Genomic DNA, 19886 nt, shown 5'->3' with positions numbered 1-19886 from the left:
GGACGTAGCCGCATACGCCCCCGGCCGCCCGCGGCCAGGTACACGAAGGCGCGTACCCGCCCTCTCGCCGAGAAGACTAGCGAATGCCGGTCCACACGATGCGGTCCGAGAAACCGCCGCGTTCATTCGCCTTGGCCTCGCGGATCTTCTCCAACTGGTCCGTGTCAATTCCCAGGTCCGCAGCGAGCGCACGCACAACCTCGAGCACGTCCGCTAGTTCCTCCGGCGCCCTATCATCGTCGGCCTCCCGAACCTCGGCGGCCTCCTCGCAGAGCTTGTCCCGGAGCCGTTCGCGGTACTCCTGCGAACTTGCGATGTAGGTGAGCGGCTCGGCCCCGCCCTCACGGATGATCTGCGGAATACGGTCCCGCACCAACTTGCCGCGCTTGCCGCCGTAGTGGTCCACCGGTTTGATCTCCCGCGCCTATCTCCACAAAGCGGCCCCGGGCGGCCGCCCCTCATGACAAGGAAGCCTAGGCAAGCGCCTCACCACTCGCCCAGCAAATCGCAACTTGCACCCGATCGGATTCCACCGCGTCTAGGGGCTCGCAGAGACAACGTGTTGCTTCCAGTGGTTCGGCTCTTTGGCGTGGTATGCGCATATAGGGAGAGGTCCGACTCCCGGCCTGACGTTAGTGGTGTTGTTGCCGCACTAGGGCGAGAGAGACACCGTCTGCTGAGGGAGGCTGAGGCCCGGATCCCGGCCACGGCGGGATCCGGGCGGTTGCCCAGGCAGCCCAAGTCAGCGAGACCACGGTCCGCAAGGGCGTGGGCGAGCTGGAGGCCGGACGGAACTCCTGCGCCGGGTCCGCCCCGGCCGTAGCCAGGTGCTCCTCGGTCTCGCCCTCCCCGCCGACGCGGCGGTGTTCCGCTGATTGGCTACGAGGCCGATGTCACCGCCGAGTCCTCCCCGCACGTTCGCGGGGGTATTTCTCCCCGCCGACGCGGGGGTGCCGGCTGACCCGGGTGGGTTCGCCCGGTGGCGCGGTGGGCGAGGGCTGGGGCTGATTCAGGTGACTGTAGGTCAGACAAACAGCAGGGGGCGTCGCCCGTCGAGAATGTACTTCAGGCCGCGGGTCTCGCGTGTTCACCGCTCCGGGCGCGGCCGGTCTGTGAGGCGGGTGAGGATGGCGCGGCAGGCGTGCTCGATTTCGAGGTCGCGGGTGATGGTGTCTGACCATCGAGGGTCGCCGCGGTGGGGTTGCTCGAGTGCTGCGTGGATGTGGGGCAGGGCGGGGTGGGCGGCCGGGCCCATGCGGTTGAGGCAGGCGAGGACGTCGCGTGCGGTGAAGTCGTTGTCCTTCCAGGCGGCCAGCAGGGCCGGTACGACGGTGTCGGCGTCGCTCGTGCCGCCTATGTCCCACAGGGCGGTTGCGACGTGGACGAGGGTCCAGGAGTCGTTCAGGCCCGGCGATCCGTTCTGCTCGTTGCGCGTGTTCTGCTCGATCTGTTCGTGCAGGATTTGTCGCAGGCGCGGCAGGAGGGCTGCTGCGGGCGGGCCGATGCGGCCGGCGAGGTCGATCGCGTCGAAGTTCCGGTGGTTGTCGAGGAGGCGTTCCACGAGCGGAACGACACTCTCGGGGCGCCGCTCGAGTTCCCAGAGGGCGCTGGCCGCGGCGGTGCGCAGGAAGGCGTCGTCTGCGGTGGTGAGGGGGCGGACGATGTCCAGGGCCGTGCCGGCGCGGGGGCCGAACGAGGCAAGCGCCTTCAAGACAGGCTGTGCGGTGTGCGGTTGCTTGTGCCGGACGGCGGATTGGAGGGTCTCGGTCAGCGCGGGTATAGCGGCCGGGTCTTTGAGTTCGGCGAGAGCGGCGGCGAGAGTCTCTGGGCTGATGTCGGGCCATTCCCGGGAGTGGTCGATGTCGGCGAGGCGCTGGATCAGCCGGGGCGTGAGCTGCGCGGCGCACTGGGGCAGATGGGCGACGACGCTCATGGCGCGCCATGCGTCGGTGTCGGTGTCCAGTGCGGTGAGCAGGCTGGGCAGGGCGCGTTCGTCGTTGAGCCTGGCCAGTGCCACGGCGGCCTGCTGGTGGGCACGGCGCACGACATGGTGCGGGCTCGCCCACGTATCGGGCCGGTGCGCGGTGACGTAGGCGGCGAGGGGTTCTCGGGCCGGTTCGGCGAGGGTGGCCAGTGATCCGAGCGCCTCGGCCGCGGCTGCGGCGGTGTAGGCGTCGTCGGGCAGCAGGCAGTCGGCGATGAGGCGCACCAGTGCGGTGTGTTCGCCCCGCAGCGAGGTGATCAGGCTGCGTGCCATGGTGATGGCGTCGTAGCGGGTTCCCGGGTCCGGGCTTCTCAGCTGCTCGGTGAGCAGGGCGGTGCGGTCCTCGGCGCGGGTGTCCAGGGCGGTGTGGAAGGCCGTCAGCAAGGGGGTGGTGGCTGCGTGGCGGCGTCCGTGCCGTTCAAGGTCGGCAAAGACGGCCGCGATGTGCCCGGGGACGTTCGGGTCGGATTCGGGCTCCGCCTCGCACGCGCACGGAGCAGACGCATCCGGGCCGGGCCGCGTCTGATCCTCCTCGGGCCGTGGGGCGGGGGTGACCTGGCGGAGCAGTGCGATCGCGGTCACCACCGTCTGGTCGTCGATGGCTTCGGGAGCGCAGCGGGCCCGGTGGACGAGCGCCGCCAGACGGGTGTCCGGATCGGTAGCGGTGCTCTCCGCCAGTGCGTCCAGCCACGCCCGCGCCTGCGTCGCGGCCTCGGACGGACGCAGCGCCAGGTCGGCCATCGTCCGCACCACCAGCTCCCGCTCAGCAGTTCCGCTCTCCTCGACGAGCCGGTTGTCGAGGAGCGCCATTGCGCGTTCGGCGTCGTCCAGGAAGAGTCCCAGGCTCTCGATCGACGCAGCGCGCACCCGCGGGTCGGCATCGCGGGTGAAGGCGACGAGGTCGGCGGCGTGCTCGCGCATCAGGCGGGCGGTGTCCGGGTAGATCGACGACTCTTCACCGTCCTCGCCGACGATGACGGCGTAGGTTTCTTCGGCGTCGGCCGCTTCCCGCCCGATGTTCAGCAGCAGCGTGACGACTCGCGCGCGGTCGGGAGTCGCAGGATCGTGGGCCATCGCGAACAGGAACGGCAGGCTGGCCACCGTGCTCGAATAGATGCTCCCCTGGTGCAGCGCCGCACTGTAGAAGTCGGCGAACGCCTTCTCGCGTACATCAGAGTCGGGTGACACCATGCCGCGCAGCCATCCCGGTACGTCGCCGGCCGCCCCGTAGGCGTGCCCCAGGGACGCCCAGTCGAATCCGTCCAAGTCGTTGATCATGACCGGCATCATGCAGGCTGGCACTGACACCCGGCACAGGACCGAGCAGGGCATGCCCCTGTGGCAGGGACGAACTTCGCTCAGCAGCCCGGAGAAGCCGGGGGCCGGCCGGGACCGCGGAACAGACCTGCTCGTATGGGCCAAACTTCCGCCTGCAACGATGCGCCTGTGAGCTATGACCTTGTTGTATGGGACGGCGATCGTCCAGCCGATGACCGCCAAGCGGGCTCCAGGTAGGACGAGCTCTACGAGCGCTACCTGGAGTCGGACGATGCCGTCGTGCCTCCGGCGCCGCGCATCGTGGCGTACGTGGAGACCCTCGTCGCGCGGTACCCGGATGACGTCGACCGCAACGTCGTATGGGCCTCACCCCCGGTCATCGATGAGGCATCAGGCCAGACCGTGTACTTGCTCATGTCCTACGGCAAGGCCGAGGAAGTGTCCGAGTACGCCGCTGAACTGGCTCGCGAGCGTGGCCTCGTCTGGTTCGATCCGCAAGCAGAGAGCCTGTACCCCTGAGCCGACTGCTCCTTCAGGGGCAGGGCAGCAGTCGCCGACAGTCGCCGAGAACGAGTCACCAGGCGGCCTGGTGAACTGGCTGCGAGGCGCAGCGACACCCGCTCACAGTCTGCTGGAATGTGTGACTCGTGACTGAGCGGCCTACTTTGCCCGTGCGGCCAACTGCGGCGCTGAGCCTCCGCCGCGTCAGGTACGCCCCAGCACTGCACCGAACCGCTCTCGTCCCGCTGTCACGCTGGCCTCCCAAAGACCTGCGGCGTCGCCGGTCGCCGAGCGGGACTGAAGCCGCTGCTCCTCGGCACTGATGCCGGCACCCGTGAGGTTCTGGTCCAGCATCCCCACCGCGGTGAGTGCCGCGTGGCCATAGGCCACGCTGGGCAAGGCGAGGGTGGAGGCGTGGCGGCGGGGCAGCCAGCGGACCTGTTCGTCGGCGCGGCAGTGGCGTCGGTGATGGCGTGCTCGAAGCGGATGTAGTCGGTGACCGGCTCGGACACGATCCGGGCCCGGCGGACCTGCACGCCGCGGGCGACGGTCCGTTCCACCAGCGGCAGCCAGCCGCTCCAGAACGCCGAGTCGTCGGCAGGCACGCTCCCGTCCCTCTGGAAGGTGTCGTAGACCTCGCGCTCCTCCCCCACGGCGTAGACATCGCGGAGCTCCAGGTGCAGGGCGTGGGTCTGGGCGGAGTCGAGGAGGTCCTCAAAGCTGGGTGCTGGCGGCCTCCGTTGCTCGCCCGCCTGCTGCACTGCCATCGGAACCTCCCGGTCGCGAACGCGGCCTCCCATCGTGGCGCCACGACCTCACCCGGTCGCGGTCGGCGATCGGAGTCTGGGGGGCGTTATGGGGTTCGGCCGCCGTCCGCCGCCGTGTCCGACACGCCGCGGCGACGGCCCCGTTGCCGCGCCACGGGACCTTGGTTTGAATGACCGGCGGGGTGGTGGTGACCAGGTGCCGCGCGTGCGCGTGGCGGACGAGGGGGAACCGTGCGCGGGCAGTTGCTCAACGGGCGGTACCGGATCGGGGAGCGCCTCGGTGCCGGTGGCATGGGCGTCGTCTGGGAGGCCCATGACGACCGGCTGCACCGCACGGTGGCGGTCAAGGTGCTGAGGGACGGCCTCGGGTCGGCCGACGCGGTCGCCCGGCTGACGCGGGAGGCCAGGGCGGCGGCCGGGCTGTCCGAGAACCGGCACGTCGTGACGGTGCACGACGTGGGCCGCGACGGCGACACCGTCTACGTCGTCATGGAACGCGTGCGCGGCCGCACTCTGGACAAGGTGCTCGGGGAGTCCTCCGCGCCACCGCCTCCCGTCCGCGCGGTGGAGTGGGCCGGCCAGGTGTGCGCGGGCCTCGCGGCGGCCCACGAGGCGGGGGTCGTGCACCGGGACATCAAGCCGGCGAACGTCATCCTCACGGACGATCTGAGCGTCAAGGTGCTGGACTTCGGCATCGCCTGGTTCGACCCGGCTCTCGGGCTGGACCGGCTCACCGAGGGCGTTCTCATGGGCACCGCCCCGTGGATGTCCCCCGAGCAGATACGAAGCGGCCCCGTCGACCACCGGAGCGACCTGTATGCGGTCGGCTGCCTGCTGTACGAACTCCTCACCGGACAGCCGCCGTTCGGAAGCCGCTCACGGGAGGCGCATTTCGACGGGCATCTCTACGAGACCCCGGCCGCTCCAAGCACGCTCCGCCCCGGGCTGCCGGCCGCGCTCGACGCGCTCACCCTTCAACTCCTCGCCAAGGACCCCGCCGACCGCCCGCAGCGCGCCGCCGATGTCGCCGCCCGCCTCGGCGACATCGCGACCGGGCTGCGTCCGGCGGCCCCTCCGCCCGATGCTGCGGCTGCCGCCGCCACGCGGGCGGCGGCAGCCCCGAACGCCTCGCCCCGGACCGTCCGGCTGGTGGCCGCCGCGGTGGCGGTCGTCCTGCTCGCCGGGGGACTGGTGACCGCCCTGGTGTGGGCGAACGGCCGCGGCGGCACCCCACCGGGCGCCGGTGCGTCCGACCGGGCCGGCGCCTCCCGCACGGCGTCGCCCGGCACCACACCCCCCGCACGGGCCGGCGGGGCGGGGCCGTCACCGTCGGTCGAGGCGTCCCCGGTCGCCGGTGCCCGCTTCCCCCGCGCGGCGAAGGCGTCCGGACCGCTGCCCCCGGGCTGGCGCGAGGTCCGGGAGGCGGAGCTCCGCTTCACCGTCGCCGTCCCCGCGGACTACGAGCGTTCCCGTGAGCGCGCCGGTGTCCTCTACACGGGGCCGGGCGGTCAGATCGTCGTCTCCGTCTACCACGAGTTCGGCGTCGGGAAGCCGGTCGACGACGACATGCGTGACCAGCTGGGGTGGTACCGCGCGGGCGCCGACGGCACGGTGGACGAGGTCCGCGGCGACGGGCCGGCACCGGCCGACGTGCTCGGTGTGCCCGGCTGGACCATCGAGGCCGACTACCACAAGACCGACTCCGGCGACCCGGGCTCACGGCACCGCCGCGTCGAACTCGCCGCCACCGACGCGGCCCGCGAACAGGTCTACTTCCGCGTCGAGTTCCCCGACGTCCCCGAGCAGGAGCGCCGCGCCCGGAGCGTCCTGGCCACGATGCTGGAGCGCATCGCCCTCCAGGGACGCTGACCGGCCGCCGCCCCGCAGCGCGTGCTGTCCCGCACCACGGGCGCCGCCCCGCGGTCCGGGACGGCACGCGAGTCAGACCGGTGACGCGTCCCACGCGTCGGCTGGAAGCTGCGCAGCAGGGCGATGAGCGCGGCCCCGAGCCGCCAGTCCACACCGGGGGCGTGGAGGAGCAGCTTGTTGCCCCGGGACCGGAACTCCAGCGGGACCTGCCCTTCGGCACGCCACCGGATGCGCCGGGGTGCGCGTGCGAGGCCGCCCTCGTTGCCCGGGACGGTGGCTAGGAGGACCAGCGCCATGAAGGGCAGCAGGGGCGACCACAGCCACCACCAGACGATCCTGCCCTTGTAGTCGACGGCCTCCGGGGCGCCGGCCGGGTGCACCGTCCAGCGGGTGCGCAGGCCCTTGCCGCGGAGCGCCTTCTCGCGGGTGAGGGTGCCGACGGCCTCGCCGTGGGCGCCGATCACCTGGTATCTCGACACGCCGCCCCCGCCGACAGGGTCACCACGGCGGCCGTCCGTTCCCGGCGCCGGTCGTCGGACCACAGGGCGAACGAGCGGACCCCGCTGCGCCGCGCCGCGAGGTACGCGGGCACTCCTCCCCGCGGGAGTTCGCGCTCCACGTACACGGCGGCCGGCGCCGGGGCCGAGCTGTCGGAGAAGGTGACCATCTCGGTCACCTTCGTGGCGTCCGGGCCTCTCGTCCGCTTCACCGCGGAGTGCAGGGTCAGTGTGTTGCCGCTCAGGGGGTGTGCTCCCGGTGTGCTCGTGCGATCAGGGCCGCCCCAGTGTGTCCCGCCCGCATCATGCCGACGTTCGCGCGCTGTGGCCTCCGGGACGGCTGTGACGACAGCCGACTCTCACTCCCACACGCCGGCTGGAGGGGAACGGTTCCCCGACGTTCCGTCAGGTGCCCCTCCCGGGGCGCCCGGACGGCACCGGCGCCGGCGGTGCCGCGCCTGCACCATCCTGCGGGCCGCCGTGCAGCCTCGTGCCAGCCGACGGCCTTCCCCCGGGCCGGTGGCCCGGCCATCGTTGACGCCACAGACGCCAGCGTTCCGGCCGGGCCCCCCGGGGTCCGGTGGGCCGCGCTGCCGTACCGACCTGCGGCGGCAGTCTCCGGGTGCCGTCCAGGCTGACAGAGGAGGGAACGTGCAACAGGTCGGAACACCGGGCTGGGCCGCCGTCGGCCCGCTCGACGAGAGAACCGAGGGGCAGACCTTCGGCGGCGCGGCGCCGATCGCCGCCACCCAGGTCATCGCGACGGTCGCCGCCGCCGTGGTCATCGCCTACGCGGCCGGGGCGATCATCGGCGAGACCACCGAACCCCAGCTCCAGTGACCGGCACCCGCCGGGCGGCGGCCTCCGCCTGCCCCGCCACCCCGGTCACCACGCGAGCCCTGTCCGAGGGCGACGGCGGGCACACCGGACCGGCCACGGGCCCGATGGCCTCGGTGGTCGTCGTCCCGCAGGTCGCCATCGGTCCGGCGATCGGCGACATCGGCGGCACCCAGGAGCCGGGGCTATGAACGGCCCCGCGACATCGCCCCACCACTCTTCACACCCACCACCAGGAGGAAGTCCATGCACGCTCCCGTCTTCCAGGCCGTCCCGGCCACAGCACGCCCCCTGACCGAGCAGGACCCCGGTCACACCGCCACGGGCACGGTCCCCGTCGCGGCCACGCCCATGATCGTGGCGACGGTGTTCGCCGCCGGCGTCGCGGTCGGTGTGACCCTCTGCGACGCCGGCGGCGAGACCGGGCCCATCCAGGCCTGACCGCGCACCACTCCACGAGGAACACGGACAAGGAGAATCAGATGACCGACATCTCCTTCCTGACCAGACCCGGTGCCCTCACCGACATCTCGATCGACGACTCCGAGGGCCAGTACGTCAGCACCCGCACACCGGTCACGGCGACGCCCGCCGTGGTGGCGGGCGTGATCATCGGAGTGGCCCTGGTGAACGCGTTCCAGGCCGGACGTGACGGCGGGACCATGGAGCCCCCCATCGAGGTCGAGATCCCGCGCTGACGCAGACGTCCGGTCTCGTCCGGTGCATGCACCGGACGAGACCGGACGGGGACGGCCAACGTCCTCCAGGCCGAGGCCGGAAGCCGAACGAGCACACCAGAGAGTGCGCATCCGCCTTCGTCTGGAGCTACATCACGGGAAGCGAGTTCGCCCTCGCCGCCCAGGTCGTAGCAGCATGCCGGTGGACGTCCTGGCCAGCCCTGCAAGGCCTGCGTGCGTGGCGCGACACCCGCCCCGGCGTCACCCCACCCCGCCACCGCCCGGACGAACACGAACCCAGCTGGCTTACCAGCCCTCGCCCAGTACGAACACCTCACAGTCCAGATCACCACCACCAGCACTATCCGGCGCACCGGCATCGCCCACAGCCTGCAACACGCAACACAAGGCACCCGCCCAACCAGCCGGGCACCCTCGTCGAGGGCCACAGCCAGCGGCGCCTCTCCCCGGCGACAAGCCAACGCGCCTTCTCGGCCCCCGGCAGGGATACGGCGGCTTCCACCACCAGGATCAACGGGCAGGCGAAGGCAACAGCAGATGCGCCCCCGCTCGCCGCCGTCAGTCGAGGGTAGCGGCGGTCGGTCAGCTCCCGGCGGGTGACCAGCGCAGGCGCAGAACCTTCGGCGCGCTCTGTTCGCTGTCCGGCAGGACGGTGCACTGCATGTGCCGGGTCCAGCCGCACGGCGTCCACACGCTCGTGCTCGACCTCGACAGTGACCCCGTCCGCGCCGCGGGCTGCCTCGTTGAGGACGTGCCGGGCCAGTTGACGTCCCAGACCCGTGCCCCGAGCCCGCCGGTCGATCACCAGATACTCGAGAACCGGCTTGTAAGGGCGCGGCTCATCAGCCGCCTGAACCCCTCTGAAACCATTCGCGACCACAGCCAGCCCGGCCAGGCCGTCGACACCGCCGCACGTCATGATCCAAAACTGCGGCTCGTTGACACTCGACGGCAGATCAGCCCCCTGCTCTCAAGGCGAGGAGCCACCCGGACCGGACTGGGAGTTCATCGGCAACGCCCTGCGGGCCACCGCGGTGTACGAGTAAGCCGTACTCGCGGACCACAGTCTGTGTGTCCCAACGTGCCCGATCAGCCCATGCCGAACGGGAAGCCAGGGCGAGACGGCCACTGCTCTCAAGTCTGGTCTAGGTTTGGCCTGTGAGCCACAGCAGCCTCAAGACCGTAGCGCCTCGCGAGCCTTGCTTGCCTCCTTATCAGGCAGTCCTGGCGGAGACTGACTGGGGTTCGCTCCAGACGGCTTTCGGAAACGGTGAATGCCTTCCCGAAGTCCTGGCGCGGTTGCTGGAGCCTGATCCCAAGGTGCAGGTCACCGCCTTGTCGGAACTGAGTGAGCTGGTCGGCCACCAGAACAGCATCTACGAAGCCACCGCCCCCGTCGCCATGTATGTCGCCGGCATCCTTACTCACCCGGCGGCCATGACGCTTCGGCCATATCGCAACGTCCCCATCCGAGCGACCCTGTTGAACTGGTTGCTTTCCACGGCCTACGACGCCTCGGACGAGACTGTCGACCGCATTAAGTCGTATTGCCCCGGCCTGCTCACCCCAGGCACGCTCGTGGCGGACTTCCGGGACCTGCGCCCGATGCTCTATCGAGCCGTCGCGCCCTTCCTGCAGGACGGTCACGAGGACGTGCGCGAAGCCGCCGTCCTCGCCGCGCTCATCCTTGCCGAACACCCTGCGCTCGCCGAGCACCGCGATCACCTTGCCGTGCACGCGCGCCGCGTCCTGGACACCAGCAGCGACGACCCCAACCGGCGCGTTGCCAGGAAGGTCCTCGAGGCATGGGGCCACGATGTCACCGACATCGAACCCTTTCAGGAGGAGCCCTGGGACTGCGGGCCGCACAGCGATGGCCGCGGCGATCTCGAAACTCCCTTCTGATTGATTGACGCACGACCCAGTGGCCCAAGGACGCGCGGCCAGCGGAGATGCTTCGGAACGAACAGCGGTCGTGCCGCATCCGTGCCAGGTCGTGCGGGCAGCCACGGGGAGCGAGGGGCGTCAGCGCGGGTGCCGGCAGTTCGAAGCCCGTTCGCGCCTATGTGCGTCAAGCGTGGCGCAGGCCACAGGCCACCGCTGGGCAACCGGGGGCGGGCATTCGCCAGTTCGTTTCCGTGCGCGCGTAAGGGCCAGGGGGCCCGTAGGCCTCAGCCTGTTGCGAGCTCCCAAGCGGTGGCCACGAAAGCCCCGCCGCCCACGAGGACCAGCCAGACTCCCCCGAGGCGCTGGAGGTCGTAGGACGACTGGAAACCTGTTCGGCGGTGGGCCGTCTGCCGCTGGTGAAGTCGCTCGGGGATCCCCTTGAAGTTGAAGGTCAAGGCCAGGCCCAGGAGGACCAGGACGGCGCACAGCGGTAGCACCAGCCACGCCGGTGCCCCGCCACGGCTGGCCGTGATCATCGCGTCGTGTCCCACCTCGGGCTGCATGGGCCGATGATGTCACCCACGTGCCCGGCGAAGCAGACTTCGCGGTGCGTTAGTTCGGGCCGCTGCTTCCCCTGCCACATTGATCCCGGTCGTCGAAGTGCGGTGTGCAAGGGGGTGGGCCGTGGGAGCGGCTTTTGGGGGTGGGGTGCTCGGGGTGGCGCTCATAGCGGGCGCGCTTGCGCTGACGGCTGTCGCACTCGGCATCCATGCGCTGATCCTCGGCCGCCTTCCCGGCCATCGGCTTCATCGGCACGTCAGGCGGCCCAGGATCTGGGGGATGGGTGCCCTCCTGCTCGCGAGTGGTGCGTTCTGGTCGCCAAGTCGACTATCAGGCCCGCCGCACACAGTTCGCCGCCTGGCACCTCGACGAGGAGACATGGGACGAACTCTGCCGGCAACACGCCCCCCGAAGGGGCAGAAGACCGACCGACCGGACCCGGGAGTCAGCCTCCGCCCGGTCTGGAGCCGCATCACCGGCAGCGAGCCCTCCCTCGCGCCGATCTTCCACCCACCGACGTCGCCGTCCGACCGACACCTCAGCAGCAGCTCGCCGCAGATAGCACTCATCAGCCTATGGGAACGGCAGACCCACTACACGTCCTACCCCCAGCTCTTCGTCGCCCTCGGAGCCCTCGCCGTTCAGATCGTACGCAAGATGGCTCACACAGCGTGACCAACCTGGGGACACAGCATCGCCGACCCCACCATCCACACCGCCGTCCCCCGTGCTCCGGTGACGCCGGCGGCGCTGCTGGAGGCCGGACGGCAGACCGTTCCCTTCCACGGCCGCGAGGACCTGCTCGTCGACCTGCAGGGGTGGTGCTGTCGGGGCGGGCTGCGCCGGCGGCGACGGTGGGGTCAGGCCCGTCGAAGGAGTTCGGAGGCTTTCGCGGCCTCGTCGTTCTCGTCGTTCTCGTCGTCGTCTTCCTCCCCGAAGGGCTTACCGCCCTTGGGGAGCGCCTTGATGGCGGGTCACGGGGCGGGATGAACAGGCAGCCCGGCTTGTGTCGTTGGCTGGCCGCAACCGTCTCCTTCGGAAGTCACGTCTGTGCGGTCAGGACCTAGGAATTGTGAGGCCGTATGCCCCGTTCACGCCCGCCACGCTTACGCATTCAGCAGATACCGCGGCGCCCGCCGATTCGCCTGCGGCGGCCGGATGTGGCGACACCAGTGCCGACGAGTAACCGACTGCGACGCTGGGTCACGCATCTCGGTCGCACGGCCGCAAGGTGGTACCACCAGGCGGACTGGGTCAGGCACACCACGGTGATCGCGGCCCTTGTGGCAGCCGCAGGGCTTGCCGTCACGGCCTGGGGAACACTGAAGTCTGCTCAGGTGGCCGACGATCAGCTTGCCCAGTCCAAGCAGCGTCAACAACAGGAAGACCGCAGACTGGCGTCCCGGATCACGACGTGGGTCGACGGGTACCACTCGTCTGAGGGCTGGGTGCGAGTCGTGGTGAACCGGAGTCTTGATCCGGCCGCTGTCTACCTACAACTTTTCACGCCAGGAACGCCCAGAAGTGACGACACAGTCGAGTTCCTCGGCACGGTTCCGCCCTGCACCCGTGTGGACATCCCCGGTTCCGTGTTCGAGAACATCTATGCCTCAAGCGACTCGTCCCGTCCTGTCGGCGGCACTAACGGCCTGATCGTGGCCGAGCCTTCGGGTGTGTTGTGGGTGCGGCAGGACGGTGGCGAACTCAGGACCCCGTCGTCAGTGGAACGCGCCAGAGTCGCCCTCGCCGGGCCGGAGTTCTTGATGATGTGGAAGGCGGTGAAGCCGTCCTCCTTGGAAGGGTGCTCGTCCGCGACCTAACCAAGATCATTCTCGCCCAATTGGGCAAGAGGCCATTTACCGCTTCGGCACGCGGGCGACCTTCGGCGCGGGGCCGGTCTCCTCGATGACAGTGGTGAAGTGCCGCAGCACTGCAAGGACGGACGCCTCGTCGGCGCGGGCGACGGTCGTCATCGGGCCGGTGGTGCGGTACGCCCCAGCACTGCACGGAACCGCTCCCGTCCCGCTGTCACGCTGGCCTCCCAAAGACCTGCGGCGTCGCCGGTCGCCGAGCGGGACTGAAGCTGCTGCTCCTCGGCACTGAAGCCCGCACCCGCGAGGTTCTGGTCCAGCATCCCCACCGCGGTGAGTGCCGCATGGCCACAGGCCACCGCGTCACGGGCATCCCCGGTGCTGTTGGCCAGCAGGGCGTGCCGCAGGACGAGGGCGCCGAAGAAGGCATAGGTATCGGCGACGTGGGTGGTCCCCTCTTCGCCCGGTTGCAGTTCGGGGAACCGCTCCAGCGCGCTTACACGCTCTGCAGCGTCGACCAGGGGCTGGCCGGTATGCCAGAGGTCGCGTACGGACCGCACGCACAAGTCCAGGTCGGCTTCGCGCCCGGGCGCCCCCGCCCGCAGGCCTATGAACAGCGGCGCCATGCGTTCCGCGCAGGCCGCGACGTACAGACGGATCACCCCGCCGCCCCTGTCGCGCAGTGCCTCCGCGACAGCCCCCTCCACCAGCGTTTGCATCCACACCCGCTTCGCTCGTCAGCCCGTCGGCCGGCTTCGATCGCGCGCTTGCCCGCGTGCGTGCCAACCGTCCTGCCCACACATCGTCGCAGGGCCACCGCTTTCTGTGCTGAGCGGGCCTCGTCCTCAGCAAATCATGGCCCGCCCGGCCCCTCCAACCCGTCCGGCTTCGCATCACGGGTGGTCTGGACTTACCCCGCCCGTATACGGCGCCTGGAGGGCGATTTCATGCCGTGACGTGTGCGCCGGCTCGTGGACGTCGACGGGGTGGAGGCGGTGGCGGTCTCCGGGCTGCCGTGCCGGGGACGGTGTCCCGCTGGCCAGCGTCCAGCATCGACTCGCGTCTGCCGGTAGGGCCCTGCATCGCAGACGCGGAGCGGCGTATCACCAACCTCAAGATGGGCAATCGGTGTCCGCCAGGCTCGATGTCCCTCGGGCCGATACGACCGTCCCAGCCAGCTCGGGGACGGCGAACCGGCACAGCGGCACACGTTCGTCTTCGGCCGTACGACGCCCGGACTCGGCAACGCATCTCTCCAAGGACACCCAGGGGCCTACCAGCCCCTGGTCCCAGGCCCGGCGAACTCTGGTGGCTCATCGGTGGGAAATCACCGGATGGGGTGCAGCGGCAGGTGCCTCAAGGCCGTCTCCTGTGCCCGGGCCCGGAAGGCGGCCGCACGGTTCGCCGGCACGCCTCTTCCGGTCGATGCCCGCGACCTCGGTCCACGCGATCGAGCGTCGGCTGACAAAGGTGCAGAACTGCATGCCGTCCATGGTGAGGAGTGTCCGGCCGTAGCTGCGGTTCACTTCTTCGCCGCAGGCCACCTGATCACCACGGGCCGCCGCCGCTACGTGTGCTTCGCTCAGCACCACAGGGCCGGCTGGTGCGCCTCGCCGAGGTTTAGGATCCGCTGAAGTGTTGTGGTGCAGGAGACGTTGGCCCCACGGCGAGGCCCGCCGGACGATCCTTGCATGGGTGGCTGGGGAGGTCCTGGATGTGCGTGAGGGGCAGCGGGTACGGACCAGCCAGGACGCGCACCGGCCGGGCCGGGCCGGAAGGTGGTGCGCGGCTGCCGGGACGCTTGATCGGCCCCTGTGCCTTGCCCGGAGACCTGCCGTGCGCCTCCGCGCCCGGGCCCTCCCATGGTCTGCGGGAGGGCCCGGGGGTGGTTGCCTAGGAATGGGTCAGGAGACGTGGTTGTACGAGGAGTTCGTGGGGAGTACCGAGCTTGTGGCCCGGGGTGCGAAGGGGGTTCTCCACGCGCCGGTTCCGGCGTAGTACCAGCTCTTGTTGCCGGGTCCGTAGGCGTACAGGTCGGGGTGGCCGTCGTCGTTGGCGTCGCCGATGCCGATGGTGTCGGTGTACGCCTGCCAGCCGCCGCCGATCTGCGTGCGGGCGGCGAAGGTGCCGTCGCCCTTGCCCAGGTAGAGCCAGAGGACGCCGTCCTTGTCCCGGGCGACCAGGTCGCCGCCAGGGGCGCCGCCGATGTCGCCGGTGGCGGTGATCTGGTTGTAGATGCCCCAGCCGCCGTTGCCGATCTTCTGCCGCGCCCCGAAAGGTGCGCTGACGTCGCCGGTGCCGGGGTGCATCCACAGGACGCCGGCCGTGTCGGCGGTGACCAGGTCGGGGCGGCCGTCGCTGTTCAGGTCGCTGCCGCCGGTGATGTGGGTGTAGGTGTTCCAGCCGCCGCCCAGGGACTTGCGTGCCGCCCACTTCGTCGCGTACCCGTTGCCGGTCACGTCGTACAGCCACAGGACGCCGCTCTTGTCCCGGGCGACGAAGTCGGCGGCGCCGGAGCCGATGCCGCCGACCGTCTCGATCCGGTCGTAGATTCCCCAGCCGGGGCCGACCACGTCCGGCCCGTACTGCGGCACGAGGGTCTTCTGCGTGGCGTCGTACCGGGTGTCGAGCTGCCACAGCCCTCCCTGGGCGTCACGGGCCAGCAGGTCGGGGGTGCCGTTCCAGTCGAGGTCGTGCGCCGTGGGAAGGCCCTTGGCGCCGACGAAACTTCCGCTCGCTTCCACGGCGGGGCCGACGCCGTTCTGCGGGCGGGCCACGAAGGACCACTCGTACTCCCCCGCCTCGGCTTCCTTGCCCGTCACGGCCTCGATCTGCTCCCAGCGGATGCCGAAGACCCCGTCACCGTAGTAGTACTCGCTGCCGGCGGACTCGCTGTACAGGTGCAGCGTCTTCTCGAAGACCTCGCCGGTGGCGCGGTGCCGGATCGTCAGGTCCACGTCGGCGTTCTCGCGGGACAGCTTCCACTTCAGCGAGATCGGCGAGGTGACGTCGACCGTGGGCGGGATCTGCTGCCCGAGGTAGACGAGCTGCGTCGGCTCACCGGTGGAGGCGACCAGTTCGGCAGCCGGTGTGCCGTCCGCGCCCTGGAAGATCCGGTAGAGCCCTTCACCCTGCTCCACGGTCCCGCCGCGGGCGAGCAGGGTGTTGTCGGCGCCGGGCTTCACGTCCTCGACGTAGTCGAGAAGCTCCACCGTCTCGCCCGAGGTCAGCGACTTCGCCGTGAGGGGGATGAGCTTGCGGGTGTCACCCGTGCCGTTGCCCGCCAGGGTCGCCGGGGTGCCGTACATCGCCCACGAACCCAGCAGAGCGACGACGCTGCGATCGCCCTCGTAGAAGTCGAAGTCGATGTCGATCCGGCTCTCCGCGCCGGTCGCCCGGTCCACCGTGACGTATGTGCCGCCTTCCGCCGCCCAGGCCAGATGGGTGGCGGAGAGTGCGCCGGCCCATCTGCCGTAGCTGTTGCCGTCGGTCTCGTGCGTGGAGACGACCTTGGCGGCGGCGAGGTCCACCACGGCGAACTGGCTCCGCCACTGCGTGGGAGTGCCGCTTCCGAGGTAGTAGTCGACGAGGACCGAGCCGTCGCGCGCGGGAGTGGCGGCGATGGACGAGGCCCCGGCCGGGATGCCCTCGACCTTCCGCTGCGTCACGGTGTCGCCGGTGCGGGTGACGAGGCGCAGCTCGACGGTGCCGTCCGCCTTCGGGAACTCCGCCAGGACCGTGTCCTTGGAGACGGCCTGTACGTAGACGCCGTTCAGTGGGCCGAGGTCGATGGTGACGGTGCTGCCGCCGGCGGCCATGTCGTGGAGCTTGACAACCAGGGAACGCGGGAGGCTCTGCCCCATCCCGGTCATGATCACGTCCGTGCCGGTGGAGTCGGCCACCGAGGCGTCGAGCATGGTGGACGAGCCGTCCGCGAAGCGGGTCCACCGGAACTTCTGGCTCGGGGATCGCTCGCTGGTGAGGAAGCCGGTCTTGCCGGCCGCTGTGAAGAATCCGTCCTCGGGGTAGCTCACGGGCGCCTGGCGCGTGCCCGCTTCGTCCGCCACGGTGGCGGGCAGCGGTGCGGCGGTGGCCGGGACGGACAGGGCGCCGGCGCCGAGCGTGACGGCGAGCACGGTGGCGATCGCGGCCGAGACACGGGTCGTGCGTGCGGAGATCAAAAGTTCCTCCCAGGGAACGGTGCATGAACACGAGGTGGTGCTGGCGCCGCTTCCTGAGACTCGCCTCCCCATCAGAAGGTTGTACGGGCAACGGGCGGTGCGTCGCGCCCCGCTGGTGACGACCACAGTGAGCTTCCGGCCACTGACGGCCAGTCAACTCACGACAGCGATGCGGGCATTGCTGGCCCCCGGACTGCTTCGGTGCAGGTCCCGCGCTGATGCCTGACCCCCCGCCCTGTGCTCTGCAAGCCCGGGGCGGGCGGCGTGTGGATTGCGGCGAGCGCCGTCGCGTGTTCGGCAGGTTCGGGTGTCGTCACCGGACCAGAGCACCGGCAGGGGCATGTGCAGGAGCGGGTGGCCGGTCCTCGCAGGCTGGGGAGTGTGAGGCCGGTTCTACGATGCAGCCATGATCGAGATGTCCGTCGACACCACATCCACGTCCTGGGCGGCAGGCCAGGCCATGGGCACCCTGCTCATGACCGCGGCGATCTCCGCCATCGTCTGGCGCTGCACCCGCGGTTGGCGGCGTGCCGACCTGCACGTCGCAGCCGCGGCGAAGACACCATTGGCGGAGCTTCGGGTGCGGCGTCGAAGAACCGTGGCTGCGGTCCTGGCAGGGATCGCGGTGCTCGGTCTGGTCAAGGTGGGGTTCGACTACCGTCCCGAAGCACGCTCCGCCGTCTCAGGCACCGACCCCGGCGTAGCTGCGGGGGCCTGGCCCGATCGCCGTATCGATCCACCTGGCGCCCTGGGGCAATACCGGCTCAAGACCGGTGAGGAAGCCGCCCTGTACGCGGCTTTGGCCCGGGGTGGTGAAACGGAGGAGTCCGGCCGGCGGACCTGGTACTACGGAACCGCCGGGCAGGAGGTCGCCGCGGTGCTGAGCGTGAACACCGTCGAAGGCGACCCGGGGCTCGCCCGGGAGAAGCAGCAGCACTCCCCCACCAACGAGTTCCGCAACTTCTTCGCCGGCGCCGAAGCCCGCGAGACGGCGTTCTTCGACGCCGGCCCCCTGCCCGGGCGCCTGGGCTGCGGCCTGATCGACACACCCGACGGCGCCGACGCCAGCCTCTGCGCCTGGACCGACGCCTACACCTTCGGAACCCTCATGCTCACCGACACTCTCGACCTCGGCGCAGCGGCCCGCGTCACGCGAGACCTCAGGGCAGCAACCGACCACCGCTCCTGACCACCGAACCGAACACCGCACCCCCCGGACAAACGGCCGCTGTCGCCAGGCCGCTCACCCTCGCGTGCCCTTCCACTTCCCGTCTCCCGTCTCCCGACTGCCTGATGGCAGCGCCTCGCGCTGGAGGGCGAACCGACGCTGGGTGTGAAGGTCGGGAGCAAAGGAGTGGACGGTGTACGCCCTCCGGGCAGCCGGGGCCGGCCCTGGCTCGCGCGGTGGCGCGGGCGTCCGTGAGCGTGGTGCGCCGTTCGGCCGGGTCACCGTGTCGCGGACGGTGTCAGCGGATGGGGCTACGGTCTGCGCTGTGGACTCTGCCGATCTTGACTACCGGGCCCGGACCCAGTCGGGCTGTATACCGCCGCATCTGGCCGTGCGGCTCCTCGAACTCGTTCCTGAGAGAGCGGGGTTCTGGGCGTGTCACGGGGAGTGGTTCTGTGCGCGTGAGTGGGCGCGGCTGCTCGGTGAGAGGGGCCGGCAGGCGCAGGCGCTGGACGTGCTCGCCCCGTATGTCGCGACGGGCTGGTGGACGGCTGTTGTGGCCGCGGCTGGGCTGCTGGAGGGCTGGGGGCGGGCCGATGAGGCGATCACGCTGACCCGCATGCGCATGGAGGCCGGGCATCCGCTGGCGCTGGAGTCCTACGCCCGGCTGCTCGCCCGGCACGGCCGCAGCGGGGAAGCGTTCACGCTGCTCCAACCTCACATCGACGACCGCTCTCTCGCCACGGCCTTGGTCGATGTCGCCGCCGATGCCGGGCGCGACGACGACGTCGCGGCCCTTCTCGCGGCCCGGGTCCCGGACGGCCACCGGTGCGACAGCCCGTGGTGCTGCCGCGGCCTGGACCCCGACACCGCGATCGGACTGCTCGCCACCCTCCACGAACGCCACGGGCGCATCGACGACGCCATCGCCCTGCTCCACACCCGGGACAAGGCTTCCCTCAACAACCGTGACCAACTGGCCGACCTGCTCGCCCGGCACAACCGGATCGACGAACTGCGCGCCTACGCCGCGACCGAGCCCCTGGGGATCGCCACGCGGCGCCTGGCCGAAGTGCTGGAGGAGCGCGGCGACATCGAGGGCGCGATCGCCGCGTACCGGCAAGCCGGCGACGACTCCCTTCGCCGCTACCAGACGGCGGGGCCCCTGGCGGACCTTCTGGCGCGCCACAGCCGCAACGACGAAGCGATCGACGTGATGCGGGCCCTGGCCGATGCCCCTGGCGGTGCCGAGGACTGGATCCTCCACCAGCTCTGCACCCTGTACGCCGACCAGGGACGTCCCGAGGACGGCCTCGCCTACCTCGACGCGCGCACAGGACACCCCGGAGAGGTGGAGTGGGAGCTGCTCTGGATGCGGCTTCCGCTGATGGCGGCCTGTGGCCGTGTCGACGAGGCGTACGAGCAGGTCCGCGCCCACCCCGAGGGCGGCACCCCCTATGCGGCGCCGCACATCGCCGAACTGCTCGCCGGTGCCGGACGTACCGAAGAGGCTGTCGCGGTCCTGCGGCCCCACGCCCGCGAGAACAGGCACGACCTCGCCGGGTACCTCATGGATCTCGGCCGCATTGACGAGGCCGTGGCCGTCCTGCAGCAGGGCGCGCCGTGCCCGCCACAGTCCGAGCCAGTGGGCTGGAACGAGCGGCCACCGTTCCGAAATTCCGTAGCGTGATCCGGCCAGGACGGGACTCACCGAATCTGCCGAGCAGGTGCGGCTGCTGTCATCGTGGAGGCGGCACCGCGACGCTGCCGTCTTGCGAGGCACGGTTCCGCCGCACGGGGATGGATCACCGGATGGGCAAGGTCATCGGGTAGGCGGCGATCGCGTG

At 70.6% G+C, this 19886-nt stretch carries 19 protein-coding genes; 10 read left to right on the top strand and 9 right to left on the bottom strand.

Features of this window, described 5'->3' with window-relative positions; all coding sequences use genetic code 11:
• Window positions 1-76: 76 nt before the first annotated feature.
• Together JE024_RS38040 and JE024_RS38035 are read right to left on the bottom strand one after the other, a co-directional pair.
• On the bottom strand, window positions 77-406 hold the full coding sequence (locus JE024_RS38040; RefSeq protein WP_205378374.1) for a nucleoside triphosphate pyrophosphohydrolase: 330 nt from the start codon (window positions 404-406) through the stop codon (window positions 77-79).
• 681 nt (window positions 407-1087) lie between these two features.
• Window positions 1088-3262 (bottom strand): HEAT repeat domain-containing protein, encoded by a 2175-nt coding sequence (locus tag JE024_RS38035; RefSeq protein ID WP_205378373.1) that lies wholly within the window; start codon window positions 3260-3262, stop codon window positions 1088-1090.
• A gap of 309 nt (window positions 3263-3571) precedes the next feature.
• On the opposite strand from JE024_RS38035, the gene JE024_RS41600 reads away from it, so the two are divergent.
• Entirely contained in the window at window positions 3572-3781 is a 210-nt protein-coding gene (locus JE024_RS41600) for a hypothetical protein (protein WP_244883548.1), read from the top strand.
• A 230-nt stretch (window positions 3782-4011) separates the two neighbouring features.
• On the opposite strand, the gene JE024_RS38025 is transcribed toward JE024_RS41600, so the two are convergent.
• Window positions 4012-4530 carry a DUF6879 family protein gene (locus tag JE024_RS38025; RefSeq protein ID WP_205378372.1) on the bottom strand — a complete coding sequence of 173 codons (519 nt, stop codon included), beginning with the start codon at window positions 4528-4530 and terminating at the stop codon, window positions 4012-4014.
• Window positions 4531-4761: 231 nt separating this feature from the next.
• On the opposite strand from JE024_RS38025, the gene JE024_RS38020 reads away from it, so the two are divergent.
• Window positions 4762-6399 (top strand): serine/threonine-protein kinase, encoded by a 1638-nt coding sequence (locus tag JE024_RS38020; protein WP_205378371.1) that lies wholly within the window; start codon window positions 4762-4764, stop codon window positions 6397-6399.
• On the opposite strand, the gene JE024_RS38015 is transcribed toward JE024_RS38020, so the two are convergent.
• The gene (locus JE024_RS38015; protein WP_205378370.1) at window positions 6300-6878 is read right to left on the bottom strand and encodes a hypothetical protein; all 579 of its coding nucleotides are present in this window, start codon (window positions 6876-6878) and stop codon (window positions 6300-6302) included. The two genes, JE024_RS38020 and JE024_RS38015, sit on opposite strands and share 100 nt — an antisense overlap.
• On the bottom strand, window positions 6860-7066 hold the full coding sequence (locus JE024_RS38010) for a hypothetical protein (RefSeq protein ID WP_205378369.1): 207 nt from the start codon (window positions 7064-7066) through the stop codon (window positions 6860-6862). The genes JE024_RS38015 and JE024_RS38010 overlap by 19 nt, the downstream gene beginning before the upstream one ends.
• A 481-nt stretch (window positions 7067-7547) precedes the next feature.
• Between JE024_RS38010 and JE024_RS38005 the strand changes: the two genes are divergently transcribed.
• From JE024_RS38005 to JE024_RS37990, 4 genes are read left to right on the top strand one after another with little or no spacing between them, the layout of a single operon-like run.
• Window positions 7548-7736 (top strand): hypothetical protein, encoded by a 189-nt coding sequence (locus JE024_RS38005; RefSeq protein WP_205372895.1) that lies wholly within the window; start codon window positions 7548-7550, stop codon window positions 7734-7736.
• Entirely contained in the window at window positions 7733-7924 is a 192-nt protein-coding gene (locus tag JE024_RS38000; protein WP_205378368.1) for a hypothetical protein, read from the top strand. Before JE024_RS38005 ends, JE024_RS38000 begins: the two co-directional genes overlap by 4 nt.
• Window positions 7925-7979: 55 nt before the next feature.
• Window positions 7980-8174 carry a hypothetical protein gene (locus JE024_RS37995; protein ID WP_205378367.1) on the top strand — a complete coding sequence of 65 codons (195 nt, stop codon included), beginning with the start codon at window positions 7980-7982 and terminating at the stop codon, window positions 8172-8174.
• A gap of 41 nt (window positions 8175-8215) precedes the next feature.
• Window positions 8216-8431 (top strand): hypothetical protein, encoded by a 216-nt coding sequence (locus JE024_RS37990; RefSeq protein ID WP_205378366.1) that lies wholly within the window; start codon window positions 8216-8218, stop codon window positions 8429-8431.
• A 340-nt stretch (window positions 8432-8771) separates the two neighbouring features.
• On the opposite strand, the gene JE024_RS42470 is transcribed toward JE024_RS37990, so the two are convergent.
• Complete coding sequence (locus JE024_RS42470; protein ID WP_205378365.1) at window positions 8772-9350, bottom strand: GNAT family N-acetyltransferase; 579 nt, start codon at window positions 9348-9350, stop codon at window positions 8772-8774.
• Between the two features lie 239 nt (window positions 9351-9589).
• Here JE024_RS42470 and JE024_RS37980 point away from each other — a divergent pair, with 239 nt between their 5' ends.
• Window positions 9590-10336: a hypothetical protein gene (locus JE024_RS37980; protein WP_205378364.1), complete on the top strand. Its 747-nt coding sequence runs from the start codon at window positions 9590-9592 to the stop codon at window positions 10334-10336.
• A 266-nt stretch (window positions 10337-10602) separates the two neighbouring features.
• On the opposite strand, the gene JE024_RS37975 is transcribed toward JE024_RS37980, so the two are convergent.
• Window positions 10603-10881, bottom strand: coding sequence for a hypothetical protein (locus JE024_RS37975; RefSeq protein ID WP_205378363.1), 279 nt, complete (start codon window positions 10879-10881; stop codon window positions 10603-10605).
• A 1335-nt stretch (window positions 10882-12216) separates the two neighbouring features.
• Here JE024_RS37975 and JE024_RS37970 point away from each other — a divergent pair.
• On the top strand, window positions 12217-12699 hold the full coding sequence (locus tag JE024_RS37970; RefSeq protein ID WP_205378362.1) for a hypothetical protein: 483 nt from the start codon (window positions 12217-12219) through the stop codon (window positions 12697-12699).
• A 149-nt stretch (window positions 12700-12848) separates the two neighbouring features.
• Here the strand turns inward: JE024_RS37970 and JE024_RS37965 are convergent, their stop codons facing one another.
• Window positions 12849-13409: a hypothetical protein gene (locus tag JE024_RS37965; RefSeq protein ID WP_205378361.1), complete on the bottom strand. Its 561-nt coding sequence runs from the start codon at window positions 13407-13409 to the stop codon at window positions 12849-12851.
• Window positions 13410-14594: 1185 nt separating this feature from the next.
• The gene (locus JE024_RS37960) at window positions 14595-16871 is read right to left on the bottom strand and encodes an FG-GAP repeat domain-containing protein (RefSeq protein WP_205378360.1); all 2277 of its coding nucleotides are present in this window, start codon (window positions 16869-16871) and stop codon (window positions 14595-14597) included.
• Window positions 16872-17277: 406 nt separating this feature from the next.
• Here JE024_RS37960 and JE024_RS37955 point away from each other — a divergent pair, with 406 nt between their 5' ends.
• Window positions 17278-18060 carry a hypothetical protein gene (locus JE024_RS37955; RefSeq protein ID WP_205378359.1) on the top strand — a complete coding sequence of 261 codons (783 nt, stop codon included), beginning with the start codon at window positions 17278-17280 and terminating at the stop codon, window positions 18058-18060.
• 304 nt (window positions 18061-18364) lie between these two features.
• Window positions 18365-19729, top strand: coding sequence for a tetratricopeptide repeat protein (locus JE024_RS37950; protein WP_205378358.1), 1365 nt, complete (start codon window positions 18365-18367; stop codon window positions 19727-19729).
• Window positions 19730-19886: the final 157 nt, after the last annotated feature.

The organism is Streptomyces zhihengii (assembly GCF_016919245.1).
GTDB classification, from domain to species: domain Bacteria; phylum Actinomycetota; class Actinomycetes; order Streptomycetales; family Streptomycetaceae; genus Streptomyces; species Streptomyces zhihengii.
The sequence above is the reverse complement of the archived record's forward strand: the minus strand, read 5'-3'. Positions and strand labels throughout refer to the sequence as shown.

Bases quoted from the DNA above. Each gene is read 5' to 3' on its own strand.
- JE024_RS37975 (WP_205378363.1), bottom strand. From the start codon at position 10,881: ATGCAGCCCGAGGTGGGACACGACGCGATGATCACGGCCAGCCGTGGC.
- JE024_RS37965 (WP_205378361.1), bottom strand. From the start codon at position 13,409: ATGCAAACGCTGGTGGAGGGGGCTGTCGCGGAGGCACTGCGCGACAGG.
- JE024_RS42470 (WP_205378365.1), bottom strand. From the start codon at position 9,350: ATGACGTGCGGCGGTGTCGACGGCCTGGCCGGGCTGGCTGTGGTCGCG.
- JE024_RS38035 (WP_205378373.1), bottom strand. From the start codon at position 3,262: ATGATCAACGACTTGGACGGATTCGACTGGGCGTCCCTGGGGCACGCC.
- JE024_RS38025 (WP_205378372.1), bottom strand. From the start codon at position 4,530: ATGGCAGTGCAGCAGGCGGGCGAGCAACGGAGGCCGCCAGCACCCAGC.
- JE024_RS37955 (WP_205378359.1), top strand. From the start codon at position 17,278: ATGATCGAGATGTCCGTCGACACCACATCCACGTCCTGGGCGGCAGGC.
- JE024_RS37995 (WP_205378367.1), top strand. From the start codon at position 7,980: ATGCACGCTCCCGTCTTCCAGGCCGTCCCGGCCACAGCACGCCCCCTG.
- JE024_RS38010 (WP_205378369.1), bottom strand. From the start codon at position 7,066: ATGGTCACCTTCTCCGACAGCTCGGCCCCGGCGCCGGCCGCCGTGTAC.
- JE024_RS37990 (WP_205378366.1), top strand. From the start codon at position 8,216: ATGACCGACATCTCCTTCCTGACCAGACCCGGTGCCCTCACCGACATC.